The sequence below is a fragment of the Parageobacillus toebii NBRC 107807 genome, from assembly GCF_003688615.2.
GTDB lineage: Bacteria > Bacillota > Bacilli > Bacillales > Anoxybacillaceae > Parageobacillus_B > Parageobacillus_B toebii.
The window spans coordinates 1,916,153-1,935,011 of the sequence record NZ_CP049703.1 but is presented as its reverse complement, the minus strand read 5'-3'; the positions used below and the strand labels follow the sequence as shown (position 1 = coordinate 1,935,011).

Here is an 18,859-nt window from a genome sequence, read left to right as displayed (position 1 = left end):
CACTTAAGTCACACAAAGAATATACTAGCATAAACTTGCATCATGCGCAATAGTTACCGCTCTTCTTTTTTCCACTCTTCGATCCATCGTTTTTGCTTTTCTGTTAATGGATAATTTTCTAGTAAATCCGGTCGGCGCAAAAACGTTCGTTTTAACGATTGTTTTTCACGCCATTCTTCGATGAGGCGATGATTTCCCGACAAAAGTACTTCTGGAACTTTCATGCCGCGGAAATCGGCAGGACGCGTGTAATGTGGGTGTTCGAGCAAGCCGGAACTAAACGAGTCATGAACAGGAGAAGCTTCGTTGCCAAGCACACCCGGAAGCAGCCGGACAACGCTATCGACGATCACCATTGCTCCTAATTCCCCGCCTGTTAATACATAATCCCCAATTGAGATTTCATCGGTCACTAAATATTCGCGAATTCGTTCATCATAGCCTTCGTAATGGCCGCAAATAAGCACTAAATGGTCCTCTTTCGCCAGTTCTTCCGCTTTTTTTTGCGTGTAGCGTTCACCTTGCGGGCAAAGCAAAATGATGCGTGGATGTTCGGAATACTTTGTCACATAGGCAACTGCGTCAAAAATCGGCTGCGGCTTTAACACCATTCCCGCTCCGCCGCCGTATGGATAATCATCCACTGTTTTATGCTTGTTATCCGCGAAATCGCGAAAATTGATCACATTAAGCGAAACCGCCTTTTTCTCTTGTGCCTTTTTCAAAATTGACTCATTAAAAACTCCAGTAAACATGTTCGGAAATAATGTTAATATATCGATTCTCATCATTCGAGCAGCCCTTCCATTGGGCGAATGGTAATGGTTTTCGTTTCTACATCGACATTTTTTACAACGTCTTCTATATATGGAATAAGCACTTCTTTTCCGTTATTCCGTTTTACCACCCATACATCGTTGGCGCCCGGAGTTAAAATTTCTTTCACGGTTCCGATCGTTTCCCCTTCTTCTGTAACGACCGTACAGCCAATAATTTCATGGAAATAATATTCTCCTTCATCTAACTCGCCAAGCTGGCTCTCCGGCACCTTCAACATCGCCCCTTTAAACTTCTCGACAAGATTAATGTTGTCATATCCTTCAAACGCAAGCAAATCAAATGATTTATGAACACGATGGCTTTTGACGGTTACTGCGACTGGTTCTTTCGATTTCTCCATAAAAATATATAACGTATTTCCTTTTTTATAACGTTCCTCTGGAAAATCAGTGCGGGAAATAACACGTACTTCGCCACGAATCCCATGCGTATTCACAATTTTTCCGACATTAAACCACTTTTCCATTCCATTCACCCCTTCTAGCGAATTTCTTTGACGATTCCATCTTCAATAATAATGGCACGTTTGGAAATGACATTTTCCCACTTGTCACCGACCTCTACGTCAATGAGCGCTTGTACTTCCCGCTCTTTTAATTCGCTTCCTAACGGTAGGATATGTAATTGTTCCAGCTGAAAATCAAGAAGTTTGATCTTTTCCATCCTTGCATCCATTTCTTTTGCAAAGTGCTGCTTTAGAAGGGAAGAAGAATATTTTCCTGTTTTTTCGAGCCGTTTCTGTTCGAAACGAAGCTGATCACATTCCCGCATGAGTTGTTGTTTTTGGGCTAAAAATGCCTCACGAAGCGCTTGTTTGCTCTTTTCCGTTACGATTTGCCGCACTTCTATCGTTTGAATAATTTTCATAATGTCACTCCTAACGGAAATAAATATAGAAAAAGGGAGAGGAAAATCACCCTCACCCTTTTTCTTTTACTTGCACGATCACACGTTTTGGCTGCTTTACTGCTGCAGCGTACACGACCGTGCGAATCGCATGAATCGTACGACCTTGCTTTCCAATCACTTTGCCGATATCTTCTTCGTGCACTGACACCTCATAAATGATTGTCCGTTCATCCTCGATGTTTGTCACGAAAACCTCTTCGGGATGATCGACAAGCGCTTGTACGATCGTTTCAATTAATTGTTTCATGTACACCACAGACATTATTTGCCGTATTTTAAGTTATGGAACTTCTCTAAAATGCCTTGTTTGGATAACAGGTTGCGGACCGTATCCGACGGTTTTGCGCCGTTTTGCAGCCATTTAAGCGCAAGTTCCTCGTCGATTTTGATTTCTGCTGGTTCTGTAATCGGATTATACGTACCAATTGTTTCGATGAAACGTCCGTCACGCGGAGAACGAGAGTCCGCAACAACGATACGATAGAAAGGTTTTTTCTTCGCACCCATGCGTTTTAAACGAATTCTTACTGCCATGTTATTTTAGCACCTCCGTAAATAGTTCACACAAGATAGTATATTAACAATAATTACGTAGTTTGTAAAGTGTTTTTTCTTAACACATCATTCTCTACATAAACGGGAATTTAAACCCTCTTTTCTTTCCTTTTGGCATATTTGTCATCATTTTCATCATCTTTTTCATTTCTTCAAACTGTTTTAAAAGCCGGTTTACCTCTTGCACGGATGTGCCGCTTCCTTTTGCAATCCGCTTTTTCCGGCTTCCATTAATAATTTCCGGATGCATTTTTTCTTCTTTTGTCATCGAGCGAATAATCGCTTCAACGCGGCTAATTTGTTTTTCATCAATTTGTAAGTTGTTCAACCCTTTTATTTTATTCGCACCCGGAAGCATTTTTAAAATTTCATCAAGGGGGCCGAGTTTACGCACTTGCCCAAGCTGCTCTAAGAAATCTTCAAGTGTAAACGTAGCAGTGCGCATTTTTTGTTCGAGCTCTTTGGCTTTTTCTTCATCGACAGCGGCCTGCGCTTTTTCAATAAGTGTAAGCACATCACCCATTCCTAGAATGCGCGAAGCCATGCGCTCCGGATGAAACGGCTCGAGCGCGTCGAGCTTTTCACCCATTCCGACGAATTTAATCGGGGTGTTCGTAACCGCTCGAATCGAAAGCGCCGCCCCGCCGCGCGTGTCGCCGTCAAGCTTCGTTAAAATAACGCCGGTGATGCCAAGCTGTTCATGAAAGCTTTGCGCGACATTTACCGCATCTTGCCCCGTCATCGCGTCGACAACGAGGAAAATTTCATCTGGCTTCGCTACTTCTTTCATTTGCTTTAATTCATCCATCAATGTTTCGTCAATATGGAGACGTCCGGCCGTGTCGATGAGCACATAGTCGTAATGCTCTTCTTTTGCTTTTTCGATGGCTTGCTTGGCAATTTCCACAGGGCTGACTTGATCGCCCAAGGAAAAAACGGGCATATTCAGTTGTTTTCCAAGCGTTTCAAGCTGTTTAATCGCCGCTGGACGATAAATGTCCGCCGCGGCTAACAGTGGTTTGCGATTATATCGTTTCCGCAGCAAGTTCGCTAATTTCCCGGTCGTCGTCGTTTTTCCGGCGCCTTGCAATCCAACCATCATAATGACGGTCGGCGGACGGCTGGCAACCGCAATTTTGCTTTGTTCGCCGCCCATCAGTTCGGTCAGCTCTTCTTTGACAACTTTAATGACTTGCTGTCCCGGCGTTAAGCTTTTTAACACTTCCTGCCCAACCGCGCGTTCGCTGACCCGCTTGACAAAGTCTTTGACAACTTTAAAGTTGACGTCCGCTTCAAGAAGGGCAAGGCGAACTTCACGCATCATTTCCTTAACATCCGCTTCCGTTACTTTTCCTTTGCCGCGGATTTTGTTCATCACGTTTTGTAAACGTTCGGATAATCCTTCAAACGCCATCTGTTTTCACCTCCTTATCATTCTAATTCTTCTAGTTCTTTAATCATATCGAAAAGTTGTTTGTCCTCTCCATATTTTTGTAAAACATAATCTTTTAGTTGGTTCATCAGCTGTTTTCGTTTTTGAAACTTCTGAAAGAGCGATAATTTTTTTTCATATTCTTCTAGCATCGCTTCGGTTCGCTTTATATTATCATAAACAGCCTGACGGCTGACTTCATACTGCTGGGCAATTTCACCGAGGGAGTAATCGTCTAAATAGTAAAGCGACATATAGCTGCGCTGTTTTGGCGTCAGCAGCGCTTGATAAAAGTCATACAAATAATTCATTCTCGTCGTTTTTTCGAGCATGAAACTCCCTCCTTTTTTGTTAAGTGAAACACCTTTACAGATGTTTAGTGTATCTTTTTTTATTATACATGTCAAGATTTTATCTTTACAAAAAAGAAGCTGGCTCAAAAAGACCATGAATCATGATGTCTCGAGCCAGCCCCGTCTTTTAGACCTATATGTTACTCATTTGTTTCATCAAATAAATCCGCAAACAAACCATATACATATTGTTCCGGATCAAACGGCTGCAAATCATCCATTTTTTCGCCAAGCCCAACGAATTTCACCGGAATATGAAGCTCATTGCGGATCGCAAGCACGATCCCGCCTTTAGCCGTGCCGTCGAGCTTCGTCAACACGATGCCAGTGACGTTAGTTACTTCTTTAAAAATTTTCGCTTGGCTCATCGCATTTTGTCCGGTTGTCGCATCAAGTACAAGCAGCACTTCATGCGGCGCTCCTGGAATTTCCCGTTCAATGACGCGTTTTACTTTTTCAAGCTCTTTCATTAAATTCACTTTGTTTTGCAAACGTCCAGCTGTATCGCATAAAAGCACATCGACATTGCGCGCTTTTGCCGCTTGGATCGCATCATATATAACGGCCGCTGGGTCCGAACCTGCTGATTGTTTAATGACTTCCGCACCGACGCGCTCCCCCCAGACTTCAAGCTGCTCAATCGCTCCGGCGCGGAACGTATCGCCTGCCGCGAGCATAACCGTCTTTCCTTCTGATTTCAACTTATGGGCAAGCTTGCCGATCGTCGTCGTTTTGCCGACTCCATTGACACCGACAAACAAGATAACGGTTAAGCCATTTTCTTGGATATTTAATTCGGCTTTCGCGTCATCATCGCCGCGGTAAATCTCAACAAGCTTTTCGGAAATAACCGCCTTCATTTCTTTCGGATCTTGAATATTGCGGCGTTTCACTTCCATTTTCAGTTCATCAACCAGCTCCATAACGGTATTCACACCAACATCCGCACTAATCAAAATTTCTTCGAGTTCTTCAAAAAATTCTTCATCGACTTTCCGATAGCGGGCGATTAAATCGTTGACGCGGCCAGCGAATGAATCACGCGTTTTCGAAAGGCCTTGCTTAAACTTTTCCGTAACCGAATCCGCTTGTTTTGTAATTTTTTCTTTTAACTTTTTGAAAAAACTCATATCGACGCCATCCTTTCTACATTATGACTTTACGAGTTGTTTCGAATCTTCTAAACGGACGGAAACGAGTTTCGATACGCCAGATTCCTGCATCGTGACGCCATACAGCACGTCCGCTTCTTCCATCGTTCCTTTTCGATGGGTAATGACAATAAATTGTGTCTGGTCGCTGAATTGTTTTAAATATTGGGCGTAGCGATGCACGTTCGCTTCATCCAGCGCTGCTTCCACCTCATCAAGCACACAAAACGGAACAGGGCGCACCTTTAAAATGGAGAACAATAGAGCAATCGCCGTTAGCGCACGCTCCCCGCCGGAAAGCAAGCTTAAATTCTGTAATTTCTTTCCTGGCGGCTGTGCGACGATTTCGATGCCTGTTTCGAGCAGATCGTCCGGATTCGTCAGGCGCAAATCAGCGTTTCCTCCGCCGAACAGCTGGCGAAACACGTCGCCGAAGTGGGAACGAATATGTTCAAACGTTGATAAAAATCGTTTTTTCATTTCTTGGTCCATCTCGTCAATGACTTGATGGAGCGTTTCTTTTGCTTGCTGAAGATCCGCTTTTTGTTCTGTTAAAAATTGATAACGCTCTGATACCCGTTCGTATTCATCAATTGCGCCTAAGTTCACCGTTCCGAGCTCATCGATCGCCCGTTTAATAAGCTTTACTCGTTTGCGCGCTTCTTGAACGTCCACCGTTAACGGATACGCTTCTTTTGCCGCCTCAAACGAAAGCATATATTCTTCGCGAAGACGGCTTAACAAATTTTCCAACTCTACATCAAGGCGGTTCAGCTTGACTTCTTCGTCTTTTACAATGTCCGCAAGCTGTTTATGCTGGCGTTTTTTCTCTTTCCATTCCCGTTCCAAATGCTCGAGCTTCGTCTGATATTGCAAGCGCTGTTCACGGCGGCTGGCGATCAGTTCAATCGTTTTTTGCTTATCTTGTGATTTTTTTTGCCGCATTTTCTCTAATTCTTCTTCTCCAAAATGGCTCGAATTCATCTCTTCGATCAGAGAGGCAAGTTCTTGTTTGGACGCCTGCAGCTGTTTTTCTGTATCTGCTAGCTCGTTATGGAGCTGTTCTACTTTTTCTTGAACATTTTTTAGGCGCTGCTGTGTTTCGGCTAGAGCGATTTTTTGTTCCGTCATCGCTGTTTGCAGCGCTTCTTTTGATGTCTGCTCTGTTTGTTTTTGCGCTTGAAGCGTTTCAATCGTCCGATCGATTTCCTTCAATTTTCCTTCTAAGTCGCAAAGCTGTTGTTCAATCACAGCAAGCTTTTCTGTCATCTGTTTTGCTTCTTGTTCATCATTGGCTTTTTCATGGTCGTAGAGAGCAAGACGTTCATTCATATTTTTTTCCTGCAATTGTACTTCGCGCAATTCGCTTTTTACTTCTTGAAGCGCAAAACGCTCCTCCTCTATTTGCTTTCGCAATGCAAGCAATGCCGCTTCCTCTTGATGAATCATTTTCTTCTTCGTTTGTACAAAACGTTCAAGCTGTTCTGTTTTTTGCTCCATTTCATGCAGCTTTGCCGTAATCGTTTCTAATTCACGGTTTCTGCTTAAAAGAGAATTCGCTTTTTTCGCGATTCCGCCGCCAGTCATCGCACCGCCCGGACTAACGACATCTCCATCGAGTGTTACAAGACGGTAACGATAATGAAGCAAGCGCGCTAGTTCATTCGCTCCTTTTAAATCGGTTGTGATAATCACATTTCCAAGCAAATTGGCAATGACCGAACGATAGGCGCTGTCATAATGAATGAGCTCGCTTGCAATTCCGACAAATGACGGATGGTCTTTAATAAGGGCAAGTTGTTCGGAAGAAATTGTTTTCGGCTGCATGACATTCATCGGCAAGAAAGTAGCACGCCCGTAAGCATGCGCTTTTAAGTAATGGATCGCTTTTCGCGCTACTTCCTCATTTTCTACAACGATATGCTGCATCGCGCCGCCGAGAGCGATTTCCATCGCCGTTTCGTAGCGGTCAGGCACTTGAATCAATTCGACGATGGCTCCATGAATGCCCGGAAACTGTGCACGTGCTTTTAATATTTCTTTTACTCCTTGGAAAAAGCCTGCATAGTCTTGCTGCATTTCCTCAAGCATTTCTTTGCGCGACTTCGTTTGTTGCAAATATTGGTACGCTTGATAAAGCATGGATTCTTTCTTTTCCAAATCGGCTTTCATCGCCGCAACTTCGTTTGTTTTTTGCTGCAAGAGCCTTTCCTTTTCTTGCAGCGTTTTTTCCATTTGTTGACGCTTTTGGCCTAGTTTTGCGTATTGCTCTTCGAGATATTTGCGCTCGTCTAAATATTTTCGGTTTTCTTCGGCAAGCGCTATTTGTTTTGCCTGTAATTTTTCTAGCAGTGTTTGCAAATGGGAGCGCTCATTTTTTAGCGAAGCTTGTTCATGAACTAGTTCAATATAATCGCTTTTTAACTGCTCGATTTTCTCTTCGACGTTTGCGTCATAGGCTGAAAGAGACGCTTGTTTCTCTTTTAGTTCCGCTTGAATAGTAGAAACGGTCTTCTTTAACTGAGCAAGCTGTTCTTTCTCATGCTTTAACGTTAGCTCGAGGCGTTCCTTTTTTTCGGAAAGAGATGAAATTGTATCTTCGAGCTGCTTTTTATATTGAGCGGCATTTTTCTTTCGCTCTTTTAATACTTCTTTTTTCCCTTCGAGCTTTTCCAATTCTTCGCTCGCAACGAGCAATACTTGCTGCAGGCCGTCAATCGACTCATCAAGCGCCGTAATATGATCGCGAAGCTGTTCGATTTCCGCTTCCTCTTTTTGCAATGTGGAAGATAGCTGTATCTCTTCGTTTTGGTGCTGTGCAAGCAGTTGCTTTAGCGATGTCCATTGCTGATGCAATTGTTCAATGTCATGCACCATCAGTGCTACTTCAAATCTTTCGAGTTCATCGCGTTTTTCTAAATAATCTTTCGCGATGGATGCTTGCATTTTCAGCGGCTCTAGTTGTTGTTCTAGTTCATGTAAAATATCGCTGACACGGTGCAAGTTTTCTTGCGTTTCCGCAAGCTTATTTTCCGCTTTTTTCTTGCGGATTTTATACTTTAACACACCGGCTGCCTCTTCAAAAATGGTCCGTCTTTCTTCCGGCTTGCTGCTTAAAATTTCCTCGACGCGACCTTGGCCAATGATGGAAAAGGCTTCTTTTCCTAACCCAGAATCCATCAATAGATCTACAATATCTTTTAAACGACACGGCTGTTTATTAATGAAAAATTCACTTTCTCCCGAGCGGTAAACACGCCGCGTAATGCTGACTTCTTGATAATCGAGCGGCAAAAATTGATCTTCGTTGTCAAGAGTGATCGTCACTTCTGCCACATTCAGCGGTTTCCGGGAATCACTCCCAGCAAAAATAATATCTTCCATTTTCGCACCGCGCAACGACTTTGCTGACTGCTCGCCAAGCACCCAACGAATCGCATCGGTTATATTGCTTTTTCCGCTCCCGTTCGGACCGACAACCGCCGTCACCCCGGGAACAAATTCAATGGATACTCGATCAGCAAATGATTTAAATCCGATAATATCCAACCGTTTGAGGAACATTCATACCCGCCTCACAATCTTTCCTATGTCTGTACCATCACTATAACATAAAGAACCGAAAGAAGGGCTGACTATATTGGAGAGCCAGCCCCTTATTCTTTTCCTATTGTTTTTAATTTTTGCAATGCCATTTGCGCTGCATGTTGTTCTGCTTCTTTTTTTGACTTTCCGATTCCGATGCCAAGTGCCTGTCCATTTAACGAAACGCGAGAGACAAATTCTTTATTATGTGCCGGTCCTTTTTCTTCTAAAATGCTATATTCAAGCACACCGATGCCATCGCGTTGAACGAGTTCTTGCAATTGGCTTTTAAAATCCATCACATGAGAAAAAGCACCTTCATCAATTTTTGGGAAAATCGTTTGTCCCAAAAATTGCATGACCGCATCCATTCCTTGGTCTAAATATAGCGCACCAATGAATGCTTCGAATACATCAGCCAACAGCGCTGGCCTTGTTCTCCCCCCTGTCAACTCCTCCCCTTTTCCTAAAAGCACGAGTTCACCGAATGATAAGGCGTTGGCAAATTTGACAAGCGATGGTTCACATACAATGGCCGCGCGCAGTTTTGTTAATTCTCCTTCACTCATATGCGGAAATTTTTTAAACAAATATTGCGAAACGGTAAGCTCAAGCACCGCGTCACCTAAAAACTCGAGCCGTTCATTATCTTCATGCGGCCGTCTCCGATGCTCATTCACATACGATGAATGGGTAAAAGCCTGAATAAGAAGTTTTTCATTCGTAAAAAAAATGCCGATTTTTTTTTGCAGTTCCTTAAATTTCGCTCGCCTTTTTTCATTTATTCGTTCTTTATCTTTTGGTTTCGACATACATAAGGCCCTCCGACTTCATTCCACACAAAAATATATATAGAAAAAGCAATGTTTTATCCTTCCTTATTATATCCGTTCATCCGTACGTTACACTGATAAAAAGCATAGAAAGCCCCGCTTTTGTAACGGGACTTTTCTATACGATATTACATGTGGCTTTTTATGTAGTTCACAGCATCTCCTACTGTGACAATTTTTTCAGCCTCTTCATCAGAAATTTCCATATTAAATTCATCTTCTAATTCCATCACAAGCTCTACGATATCTAGAGAGTCTGCCCCTAGATCATCTTTGAAAGAAGCATCCAATGTAACTTGGGATTCTTCGACACCCAAGCGGTCGACGATAATTTTCGTAACACGCTCTAACACGTCTGCCACCACATTCACCTCCCTTCATGATTATAGTAGATTCAGCTAGAAAATACTAGCGGCTATTTCAAAAACATATGATTTTACATGACCATTCCGCCGTCGACATGAAGCGTTTGCCCTGTCATGTAGCTAGCGGCATCCGATACAAGGAATGAAACGACTTTCGCAACATCTTCCGGTTCGCCGAAGCGGGCAAGCGGAATTTGTTTTAACATTTCCTCCTTCAGTTCTTCACTAAGACGGTCGGTCATATCGGTTGTAATAAATCCAGGAGCAACCGCATTGACGGTAATGTTGCGGCTCGCAAGCTCACGGGCTGCTGTTTTCGTTAACCCGATGACGCCAGCTTTTGCGGCGACATAGTTTGCTTGTCCCGGATTTCCGCTGACGCCGACGATAGAAGCAATGTTCACGATGCGGCCGTACCGCTGTTTCATCATCGGGCGTGTCACTGCTTTCGTGCAGTTAAACACCCCTTTTAAGTTAATATTCATCACGTCATCCCATTCTTCTTCTTTCATGCGCATTAATAAATTATCGCGGGTAATGCCGGCATTGTTCACTAAAATATCGATGCGCTCAAATCGTTCTAATACCGCTTTGACCATCTGATCAACAGCTTCGGCATTAGATACGTCCGCTTGAATGGCGAACGCTTCCCCACCCATATTTTTAATTTCTTCGACAACTTCATTCGCTTTCGCTTCATTGCCGGCGTAATTGACCGCTACTTTTGCGCCTTGACGCGCCAGCTCCAATGCAATCGCCCGGCCGATGCCGCGCGATGCTCCCGTGACAAGCGCAACTTTTCCTTGCAACATCGTTTATTCTCCTTTCAATGCCGCAACGGTCGCTTGTAAAGACTCAAGATCGTTCACTGCGTACACGCTCACGTTGCGGTTAATTTTTTTCACAAGTCCTGACAGCACTTTCCCCGGACCGATTTCAATAAATGTATCTACTCCTAAGCCGAACATCATTTCTACCGATTGTTCCCAGCGTACAGGAGAATACAATTGCTCGATTAATAGACGCAAAATCTCTTCTTTTTTCACGACCGGCTGTGCAGTAACGTTTGAAATAACAGGAATTTCAGCATCACGAATCGCAATGGTGTTTAGCACATCCTGCAATTTGCTTGCTGCCGGTTTCATAAGGGAAGAATGAAACGGACCGCTCACCTCAAGCGGAATAACCCTTTTTGCTCCTCGCTCTTTCGCAAGCTGCTCGGCTTTTTCTACTCCCGCTTTTGAACCGGAAATAACGATTTGCCCTGGACAGTTTAAATTCGCCAGCTGTACTGGATCGCCTTGTTCCGATACTTCTTTTGTCACCGCTTCAAGCGCGGCCGCATCCATTCCCAGCACCGCGGCCATCGTTCCTTCTCCTGCCGGCACCGCTTCTTCCATAAACTCCCCGCGTTTTCTTACCGCATACACCGCATCGGTAAACGAAATCGCTCCCGCCGCCACAAGCGCCGTATATTCTCCTAAACTATGGCCAGCGACGTAATCCGCCGTAATGCCGGCTTCTTTTACTTTTTCAAGAAGCGCAATGCTCGTCGTTAATAAGGCCGGCTGTGCGTTGTACGTTAAAGTCAGCGTTTCTTGCGGCCCTTCAAAAATAAGCGAAGAAAGCGAAAAACCAAGACGTTCGTCCGCGGACTGAAACACCGCAGCGATGTTGGCATCGCTTTGCGCGACGTCTTTTCCCATGCCTACCGTTTGCGACCCTTGTCCTGGAAAAATAAAAGCAATTTTCCCCATATGTTCCACTTCCCTTATGAATGATTTTGTTCAATCGCTTCTTTTATTGTAGTGATGATATCGTTCGCTACCATTTCCCGCGCCTGACGGACGGCGTGAAAGATGGCGTTCGCATCAGACGAACCGTGAGCTTTTACGACAGGAGCGTTTAGTCCAAACAGCGCAGCCCCTCCATATTCGGAATAATCCATCGTTTTTTTCAAATCTATTAATTTCGGCTTTAAAATAGCTGCCGCTAATTTGCTTAAAAAACTGCTTGTTAATGCTTCTTTTAACATAGAAAAAACGGAAATAGCCGTACCTTCAATCGTTTTTAATGCAACGTTGCCAGTAAAACCATCCGTGACAACCACATCAGCGACGCCTTGCAATAAATCGCGCGCTTCTACGTTGCCGATAAAATTAAGATCGGTTTCTCGCAAAAGTTGGAACGCCTTCTTGGCAACATCGTTTCCCTTTTGGTCTTCTGTTCCAACGTTTAATAGGCCGATGCGCGGGCGTGGAATTCCCCGAACTTTTTCCGCGTACACCGCTCCCATTAAAGCATATTGCAACAGATGTTCCGGACGGGCATCGACGTTTGCTCCGACATCTAAAAACAAAAATCCTTCGCCGCCAATCGTCGGAAGCGTTGGTGCTAATGCAGGTCGATCAATCCCCGCGATTCGTCCGACGACGAATAGCCCTGCCGCCATAAGCGCGCCCGTATTTCCCGCCGATATACAAGCATCAGCGCGTCCTTCTTTCACTTCTTCGGCCATTAACACCATGGACGATTGTTTTTTTCTTCTTACCGCCCGCACTGGTTCATCCGTTGCTTCGATCACTTCATTAGTATGAATGACAGTGATCCGTTCGTCTGATGTAAGATAAGGGCGAATTTTGCCCTCGTCTCCGAATAGAGTAATATGTACATCTGAAAAGTGCTGAACGGCCTTCATCGCCCCGAGAACGATTTCTTTTGGGGCATGGTCTCCTCCCATCGCATCAATTGCTATTTTCATTGCTGTCTCCATCCTTTTTTTCGCGATTTGATCGATACATTTCAAACGTTCCGGAAAAGACAAGTTCTTGCCCGACGTAGCTGTTTACTTCCACAATCGTTCGTCCGTTCTCTTTTTCGCCGACCACTTTTGCTTTCGCTACCACTCGTTCATTTTCTTTCACTTGTCTTGTAAAGCGAATGTTCGCTTTTGCTGTCAATGCAAGCTCATCGTTGATGACGGCAACGGCAAGTGAATTGGCTTGGGCAAATAAATGATGACCGCGCGCAATACGATTCCGCTTAAACACATGTTCTGATTTCACATCGAAAATAGAAATGGCGCTATGGTCGGGCTCAATATCGATAATTTCCCCGATTACTTCCTCAATCGGAAGCGACCTGACTTTATCGGCCAGCGATTGCTGCGCGACATGTTTAATTCGCTCACGCAGTTCAGGTATCGACAACTCTAAACGGTCTAAGCGGATCGTTTGAACGCTGACGGAAAATTTTTCAGCTAATTCCTCATCGGTAATAAACGGATTTTCTTGAATCGTTTCTTGCAAAAGCCGTTGTCGTTCCCGTTTGCTTTTTCGCATCTATTTACACCGTCCACTTCTATGACTAGGTACTAATAGTAGTATATAATCTCGAAAAAAAGATTGCAAGCAAAAAAAGTGGTTTCATTCTTTGGTGAAAATGGCGAAAACAGCTCCGTATCAATCTAATTTTTCGCCATCTAGCACACCGGATTCTTGTAAATAAAGACGCAGCCATTGATACGGCTCATCGCGCCAAAAAGCAGTAGATTGAACTAATTTTGCCGCATCGTTGCGCGCTACTTCCAGAATGCGATAATCATGTACGACGTCTCCAAATTTAAATTCAGGCATACCACTTTGTTTGGTGCCAAAAAAATCACCAGGGCCGCGCAACTGCAAGTCTTTCTCTGATAGAACAAATCCGTCTGTCGTTTCCGTCATAATGCGCATTCTCTCTTTTCCTGTTTCTGATTTTGGATCAGCAATTAAAATACAATATGATTGCTCATCGCCGCGGCCGACCCGACCGCGCAATTGATGCAGCTGTGCCAGCCCAAATCGTTCCGCATCGTAAATCACCATGACAGTGGCGTTCGGGACATTTACGCCAACTTCCACAACCGTAGTAGAAACTAACACTTGCACACGATTTTCGCTGAACGCTTTCATTACTTCCTCTTTTTCCTCCGAAGAAAGCCGTCCGTGCATAAGGCCGATATGATATTTCCCTTTGTAATAATGTGTCAACATGCTATGAACATCAATCGCGTTTTGCACATCTAATTTTTCCGATTCTTCAATGAGCGGACAAATGACATATGCTTGGCGTCCTTTTTGAATTTCTTTTTCGATAAAATCAAGAACGCGTTCAAACATATGGTGTTTTACCCAATATGTCTGCACTTTTTTTCTTCCGGCCGGCATTTCGTCGATCACCGACACATCCATTTCGCCAAACGCAGTAATGGCAAGCGTTCGCGGAATTGGTGTCGCCGTCATCATCAACACGTCAGGCGATTGCCCTTTTTCGCGCAAAATCCGGCGCTGTTCCACTCCAAACCGATGTTGTTCGTCTGTAATCACCAAACCAAGCTGCTTGAAATTTACTTCTTCTTGAATAAGTGCATGTGTCCCAATAATAATGTCAATATCTCCACAAGCAAGCTGTTCTAAAATTTCCTTTCTTTTCTTTCCTTTCACAGAACTTGTTAGTAACGCCACCGTTACATTGGTTGATGCGAATAATGTTTGCAATGACTGCGCGTGCTGCTCCGCTAGAATTTCCGTCGGCACCATTAGCGCTCCTTGATAGCCGGATAGAACGGCAGCATATAATACAATCGCCGCAACGACCGTTTTTCCCGAACCAACGTCTCCTTGAAGAAGGCGGTTCATACGGTATGGGGATCGCATATCCGCTAGTATTTCATGAACAACGCGCTGCTGTGCTTTTGTCAACGAAAATGGAAGCTGTTGGATGAAGGCATGCAATTTTTCCTCCGAAAACGAATGGGCGATTCCTTCCGAATATTCTCTTTGCACTTTACGAAGAGCATGAATTTTTAATTGAAAAAGCAAAAATTCCTCGTATACAAGCCTCCGTCTCGCCTGCTTCAATTCCTCATGAGAACGTGGAAAATGGATCGCCCGAATCGCTTCCTGCTTTGAAATAAGCCGGTACGTTTGCCGTATCGATAGCGGGAGCGGATCCACGATTGCTTCGCCGTATTGCGTTAAAGCCAACTTGATAAAACGACGCATTCCTTTCACTGTGATGGATCCACGAACCGAGTAAACAGGTTCAATTTCCCGCTTTTGCGGCAGCGGTCCTAGTTTCAATTCATATGCCGTAATCATTTGACGGTGTTGATCCCATTTTCCAATGACTGTAACGGTATCGTTAATGGATAATTTTCCTTTTAAATAAGGACGATTGAAACAAACGACGGTGATTAAATACCGTCCCACAAGCAGACGAAATGTTAAGCGCGATTTTTTTTTCGCATAATAGGTAAGAGAAGGCTCGCTATGAACCTTCCCTTCGACTGTTACTTTTTCGTCGTGTTTTACTTCCGCTAAATCTTTTATCTCATAATCTTCATAGCGGTATGGAATATGCATAAACAATTCCTCAATCGTTGTAATCCCCATTTCTCGAAGCGCTTCACTTGTTTCTTCTCCAATTCCCTTTATTGCTGTAACAGGTTGTTGCAACTCACGATTCACGGCTATTAGCTGAAACGCCGAAAATTTTTGCCGCTAAAGCGCGGCCGGTCGGCGTTGCTGCTAACCCTCCTTCTGCAGTTTCTTTCAATGCAGTTGGCATCGTTTCACCGATGCGAAACATCGCTTCAATGACCTCATCACATGGAATGCGGCTTTTAATACCAGCAAGCGCCATGTCTGCTGCTACCATCGCATTTGCCGCTCCCATCGCATTTCGCTTTACACATGGAACTTCGACAAGACCAGCGACAGGATCACATACTAATCCTAACATATTTTTTAAAGCGATCGCCATCGCTTCCGCTGCTTGGCTCGGCGTTCCCCCGGCAAGTTCGACTAACGCTGCCGCCGCCATTCCCGCGGCTGAGCCGACCTCCGCTTGACACCCTCCAGCCGCGCCAGAGATGGAGGCGTTATTGGCAACAACAAAACCGAATGCCCCCGCTGTAAATAAAAATTCAATCATCTCTTCACGCGTCGGCTTTAATTTTTCTTTTACTGCAAAAAGCGTCCCCGGAACAACTCCGGCGGAACCCGCAGTCGGCGTCGCGCAGATGACGCCCATTGCCGCGTTTACTTCATTTGTCGCCACCGCTTTACTAACGGCATCTAAAATCGTTTCTCCTGATAAAAAATTCCCTTGTCTGATATATTGTTGCAACAACACCGAATCCCCGCCAGTGAGCCCCGATCTGGAGACAACGCCGGCAAGCCCTTTTGCAACCGCTTGTTCCATTACTTGCAAGTTTTTATCCATTTGCGCAAAAATTTCTTCACGGCTTCTCCCCGTTACTTCTATCTCTTGCCGAATCATTACTTCGGCAATTTTAATGTTTTGGCTTTCCGCCAATTGCACAAGTTCAGCAACGTTGCGAAACATCATGATGCGGCCTCCTTTTTTGCAAACGCTTACGCTAATCCGCAATGTTTGTTACTTGGATAATATGCGGCAACGCTGTCAGTTCATCAATCACTGTTTGATCAATCGGCTGATCTATTTCAATGGTCATCAACGCTTCTTTTCCTTTTTCTTTCCGTGACACTTCCATATGTCCAATATTAATCGCATATTTCGCTAAAACATTCGCCACCGACGCGATCGCCCCGTACCGGTCATTATGCATAATGAGCAATGCCGGATGATGGCCAGACAACTTCAACTCAAATCCGTTTAACTCGATAATCTCGATTTTTCCACCGCCAATGGAAATACCGACAAGTTCCAATTCCCCTTTTTCATCTCCAATGCGCACTCTCGCAGTGTTAGGATGATGAGGAATCGCATCTTCTTCATAAAAAGTGACTTCCATTCCTTCTTGTTTCGCAATTTCAAGCGAATAAGGAATTCGCTCATCAAATGTATCGAAATCAAGAAGGCCACCAACAATGGCTACATTGGTTCCATGGCCTTTATACGTTTGCGCAAAAGAGCCGTAAAAAGAAATATGTGCCCATTTCGGTTTTCTGCCAAATAAGCTGCGCGCCACTCTCCCGATTCGCGCCGCTCCCGCTGTATGCGAACTCGATGGGCCAATCATAATCGGTCCGATAATATCAAAGACGCTTTTATATTTCACATTTTCACTCCCTTAATATTACAATAAAATAGAAGGGGAACTCCCCTTCTACTATTCTAACATAATTTATTCAACAGAAAAGATAAATGGATATAACGGCTGTTTTCCGTTATGCACTTCCACTTCTACGTCCGGATATGTTTCCTCAATATAAGAAACAATCGCTTCGACTTCCTCTTCTGTTGCTTCTTCCCCATATATCATTGTAACGATTTCACTATCTTCATCAATTAGCGTATTAAGCAATTGCTTCGTCACCGAAAGCTTATCTCTTTCCGCCGCAACGATTTTATTATCAGCAAGACCCATATAATCGTCTTTTTCAATCTCCACCCCATCGATCGTTGTATCCCGTACTGAAAACGTAACTTGTCCTGTTTTGACACGCGACAAGGCGACCGTCATTGCTTTTTCATTTTGTTCCTCAGAAAGTGATGGATTAAACGCCAGCAATGCCGACATCCCTTGAGGGACTGTTTTCGATGGAATGACGATCACCTTTTGGTTGACGACGGTCGCAGCTTGTTGTGCTGTCATAATAATGTTTTTATTATTTGGAAGCACGAATACTGTTTCTGCGTTAATGCTTTCAATTGCTTTTACGATATCCTCCGTGCTCGGGTTCATCGTTTGGCCGCCTTCAATGACAACGTGTGCGCCGATGCTTTTAAACAGCTCGGCAACGCCGGATCCCATCGCTATTGTCACAATTCCATATTTCTCTTTTTGTTTCGCCTTCGATGCGCTCGAAGCAGCATTGCGTTCTTGATTTACTATATTTGCGTGCTGTTGGCGCATATTTTCAATTTTAATGTTTATTAAACTTCCGTATTTTTGTCCATATGTCAGTACTTCGCCAGGCTGTTCTGTGTGAATATGCACTTTTACAAGTTCATCATCAGCAATGACTAATAATGAGTCACCGAATCGGCTTAAATCTTGACGAAACGCTTCTTCAGAGAATGGATGTTTTTGCAATTTATCTCGTTCAAACCGTACCATAAATTCGGTACAGTAACCAAACTCAATTTCATCCGTATCGATATGGCTTTGTGCACTTTTATGATGTTCAGCATTGATTAATTCTTGCATCGAGACTTCTATAGGCTTTCGATCAGCAACATTTTCCCCTTTTAATGCGCTCAAAAATCCTTCATATACGTAGACAAGCCCTTGACCGCCGCTATCGACAACCCCCACTTCTTTTAATACCGGCAATAATTCAGGTGTGCGTTGCAAAGACGCCTTCGCTTCCTTCACTACCTCTTCCATCACAATGGCAATGTCTTGTTCTTTTTTTGCGACTTCTACCGCCCGCTTCGCCGCGTCTTTCGCTACGGTCAGTATCGTGCCTTCCACCGGCTTCATTACCGCTTTATAAGCGGTGGTGACACCTGCTTCAAGCGCAGCAGCAAATTCCGCACTATTAATTTCTTTTTTCGCTTCCACCGCTTTCGCAAAACCACGAAACAATTGCGATAAAATCACTCCTGAATTTCCGCGTGCTCCCATCAATAGCCCTTTTGCTAATGCACTGCCGACTTTTCCAATATGATCAGAAATGTTATTTTTTACTTCCTTTGCACCAGAAGTCATCGATAAATTCATATTCGTGCCTGTATCGCCATCCGGAACCGGAAAGACGTTCAGCGCATCGACCGCTTTTGCATTGTTGGATAAATGCGCCGCTCCTTGAAAGACCATTTCTGCAAACAGTCTTCCGTCAAGTATCCTAATTGTCACCTACTA

19 protein-coding genes are annotated in these 18,859 nt (G+C 44.1%); all 19 read right to left on the bottom strand.

Translation table 11 applies throughout. From position 1 onward, the window contains the following. Positions 1–53: 53 nt before the first annotated feature. Complete coding sequence (gene trmD / locus DER53_RS10030) at positions 54–788, bottom strand: tRNA (guanosine(37)-N1)-methyltransferase TrmD (protein ID WP_162839690.1); 735 nt, start codon at positions 786–788, stop codon at positions 54–56. Continuing rightward, positions 788–1,306 (bottom strand): ribosome maturation factor RimM, encoded by a 519-nt coding sequence (rimM, locus tag DER53_RS10025; protein WP_062753418.1) that lies wholly within the window; start codon positions 1,304–1,306, stop codon positions 788–790. The genes trmD and rimM overlap by 1 nt, the downstream gene beginning before the upstream one ends. Before the next feature lie 14 nt (positions 1,307–1,320). Further along, positions 1,321–1,707, bottom strand: coding sequence for a YlqD family protein (locus tag DER53_RS10020; RefSeq protein WP_062753420.1), 387 nt, complete (start codon positions 1,705–1,707; stop codon positions 1,321–1,323). Between the two features lie 52 nt (positions 1,708–1,759). Continuing rightward, entirely contained in the window at positions 1,760–1,996 is a 237-nt protein-coding gene (locus DER53_RS10015) for a KH domain-containing protein (RefSeq protein WP_041269849.1), read from the bottom strand. Positions 1,997–2,010: 14 nt separating this feature from the next. Continuing rightward, positions 2,011–2,283, bottom strand: coding sequence for a 30S ribosomal protein S16 (gene rpsP, locus DER53_RS10010; protein ID WP_015863421.1), 273 nt, complete (start codon positions 2,281–2,283; stop codon positions 2,011–2,013). A gap of 94 nt (positions 2,284–2,377) precedes the next feature. Continuing rightward, positions 2,378–3,718, bottom strand: coding sequence for a signal recognition particle protein (ffh, locus tag DER53_RS10005; protein ID WP_015863420.1), 1,341 nt, complete (start codon positions 3,716–3,718; stop codon positions 2,378–2,380). Positions 3,719–3,735: 17 nt separating this feature from the next. Next, a complete protein-coding gene (locus DER53_RS10000) occupies positions 3,736–4,068 on the bottom strand; it encodes a putative DNA-binding protein (RefSeq protein WP_062753422.1) in 333 nt (110 codons plus the stop codon). Positions 4,069–4,229: 161 nt separating this feature from the next. Beyond that, positions 4,230–5,219, bottom strand: coding sequence for a signal recognition particle-docking protein FtsY (ftsY, locus tag DER53_RS09995; protein WP_062678234.1), 990 nt, complete (start codon positions 5,217–5,219; stop codon positions 4,230–4,232). 21 nt (positions 5,220–5,240) lie between these two features. Next, positions 5,241–8,804, bottom strand: coding sequence for a chromosome segregation protein SMC (smc, locus tag DER53_RS09990; protein ID WP_062753424.1), 3,564 nt, complete (start codon positions 8,802–8,804; stop codon positions 5,241–5,243). 92 nt (positions 8,805–8,896) lie between these two features. Next, entirely contained in the window at positions 8,897–9,637 is a 741-nt protein-coding gene (gene rnc / locus DER53_RS09985) for a ribonuclease III (protein ID WP_062678236.1), read from the bottom strand. Positions 9,638–9,786: 149 nt separating this feature from the next. Then, the gene (locus DER53_RS09980; RefSeq protein WP_003251806.1) at positions 9,787–10,020 is read right to left on the bottom strand and encodes an acyl carrier protein; all 234 of its coding nucleotides are present in this window, start codon (positions 10,018–10,020) and stop codon (positions 9,787–9,789) included. A 74-nt stretch (positions 10,021–10,094) separates the two neighbouring features. After that, positions 10,095–10,835, bottom strand: a complete 741-nt coding sequence (fabG, locus tag DER53_RS09975; RefSeq protein WP_062753426.1) for a 3-oxoacyl-[acyl-carrier-protein] reductase — start codon at positions 10,833–10,835, stop codon at positions 10,095–10,097. A 3-nt stretch (positions 10,836–10,838) separates the two neighbouring features. Beyond that, complete coding sequence (fabD, locus tag DER53_RS09970) at positions 10,839–11,780, bottom strand: ACP S-malonyltransferase (protein ID WP_062753428.1); 942 nt, start codon at positions 11,778–11,780, stop codon at positions 10,839–10,841. 14 nt (positions 11,781–11,794) lie between these two features. After that, a complete protein-coding gene (gene plsX / locus DER53_RS09965) occupies positions 11,795–12,784 on the bottom strand; it encodes a phosphate acyltransferase PlsX (protein WP_062753429.1) in 990 nt (329 codons plus the stop codon). Beyond that, on the bottom strand, positions 12,768–13,364 hold the full coding sequence (gene fapR / locus DER53_RS09960; protein ID WP_015863411.1) for a transcription factor FapR: 597 nt from the start codon (positions 13,362–13,364) through the stop codon (positions 12,768–12,770). The genes plsX and fapR overlap by 17 nt, the downstream gene beginning before the upstream one ends. A gap of 120 nt (positions 13,365–13,484) precedes the next feature. Next, positions 13,485–15,533: an ATP-dependent DNA helicase RecG gene (gene recG, locus DER53_RS09955; RefSeq protein WP_062753431.1), complete on the bottom strand. Its 2,049-nt coding sequence runs from the start codon at positions 15,531–15,533 to the stop codon at positions 13,485–13,487. Beyond that, on the bottom strand, positions 15,523–16,413 hold the full coding sequence (gene sdaAA / locus DER53_RS09950) for an L-serine ammonia-lyase, iron-sulfur-dependent, subunit alpha (protein WP_041269848.1): 891 nt from the start codon (positions 16,411–16,413) through the stop codon (positions 15,523–15,525). Before sdaAA ends, recG begins: the two co-directional genes overlap by 11 nt. A 34-nt stretch (positions 16,414–16,447) precedes the next feature. Next, positions 16,448–17,110 carry an L-serine ammonia-lyase, iron-sulfur-dependent subunit beta gene (gene sdaAB, locus DER53_RS09945; RefSeq protein WP_062753433.1) on the bottom strand — a complete coding sequence of 221 codons (663 nt, stop codon included), beginning with the start codon at positions 17,108–17,110 and terminating at the stop codon, positions 16,448–16,450. Positions 17,111–17,176: 66 nt separating this feature from the next. Beyond that, positions 17,177–18,853, bottom strand: a complete 1,677-nt coding sequence (locus DER53_RS09940) for a DAK2 domain-containing protein (RefSeq protein WP_062678239.1) — start codon at positions 18,851–18,853, stop codon at positions 17,177–17,179. Positions 18,854–18,859: the final 6 nt, after the last annotated feature.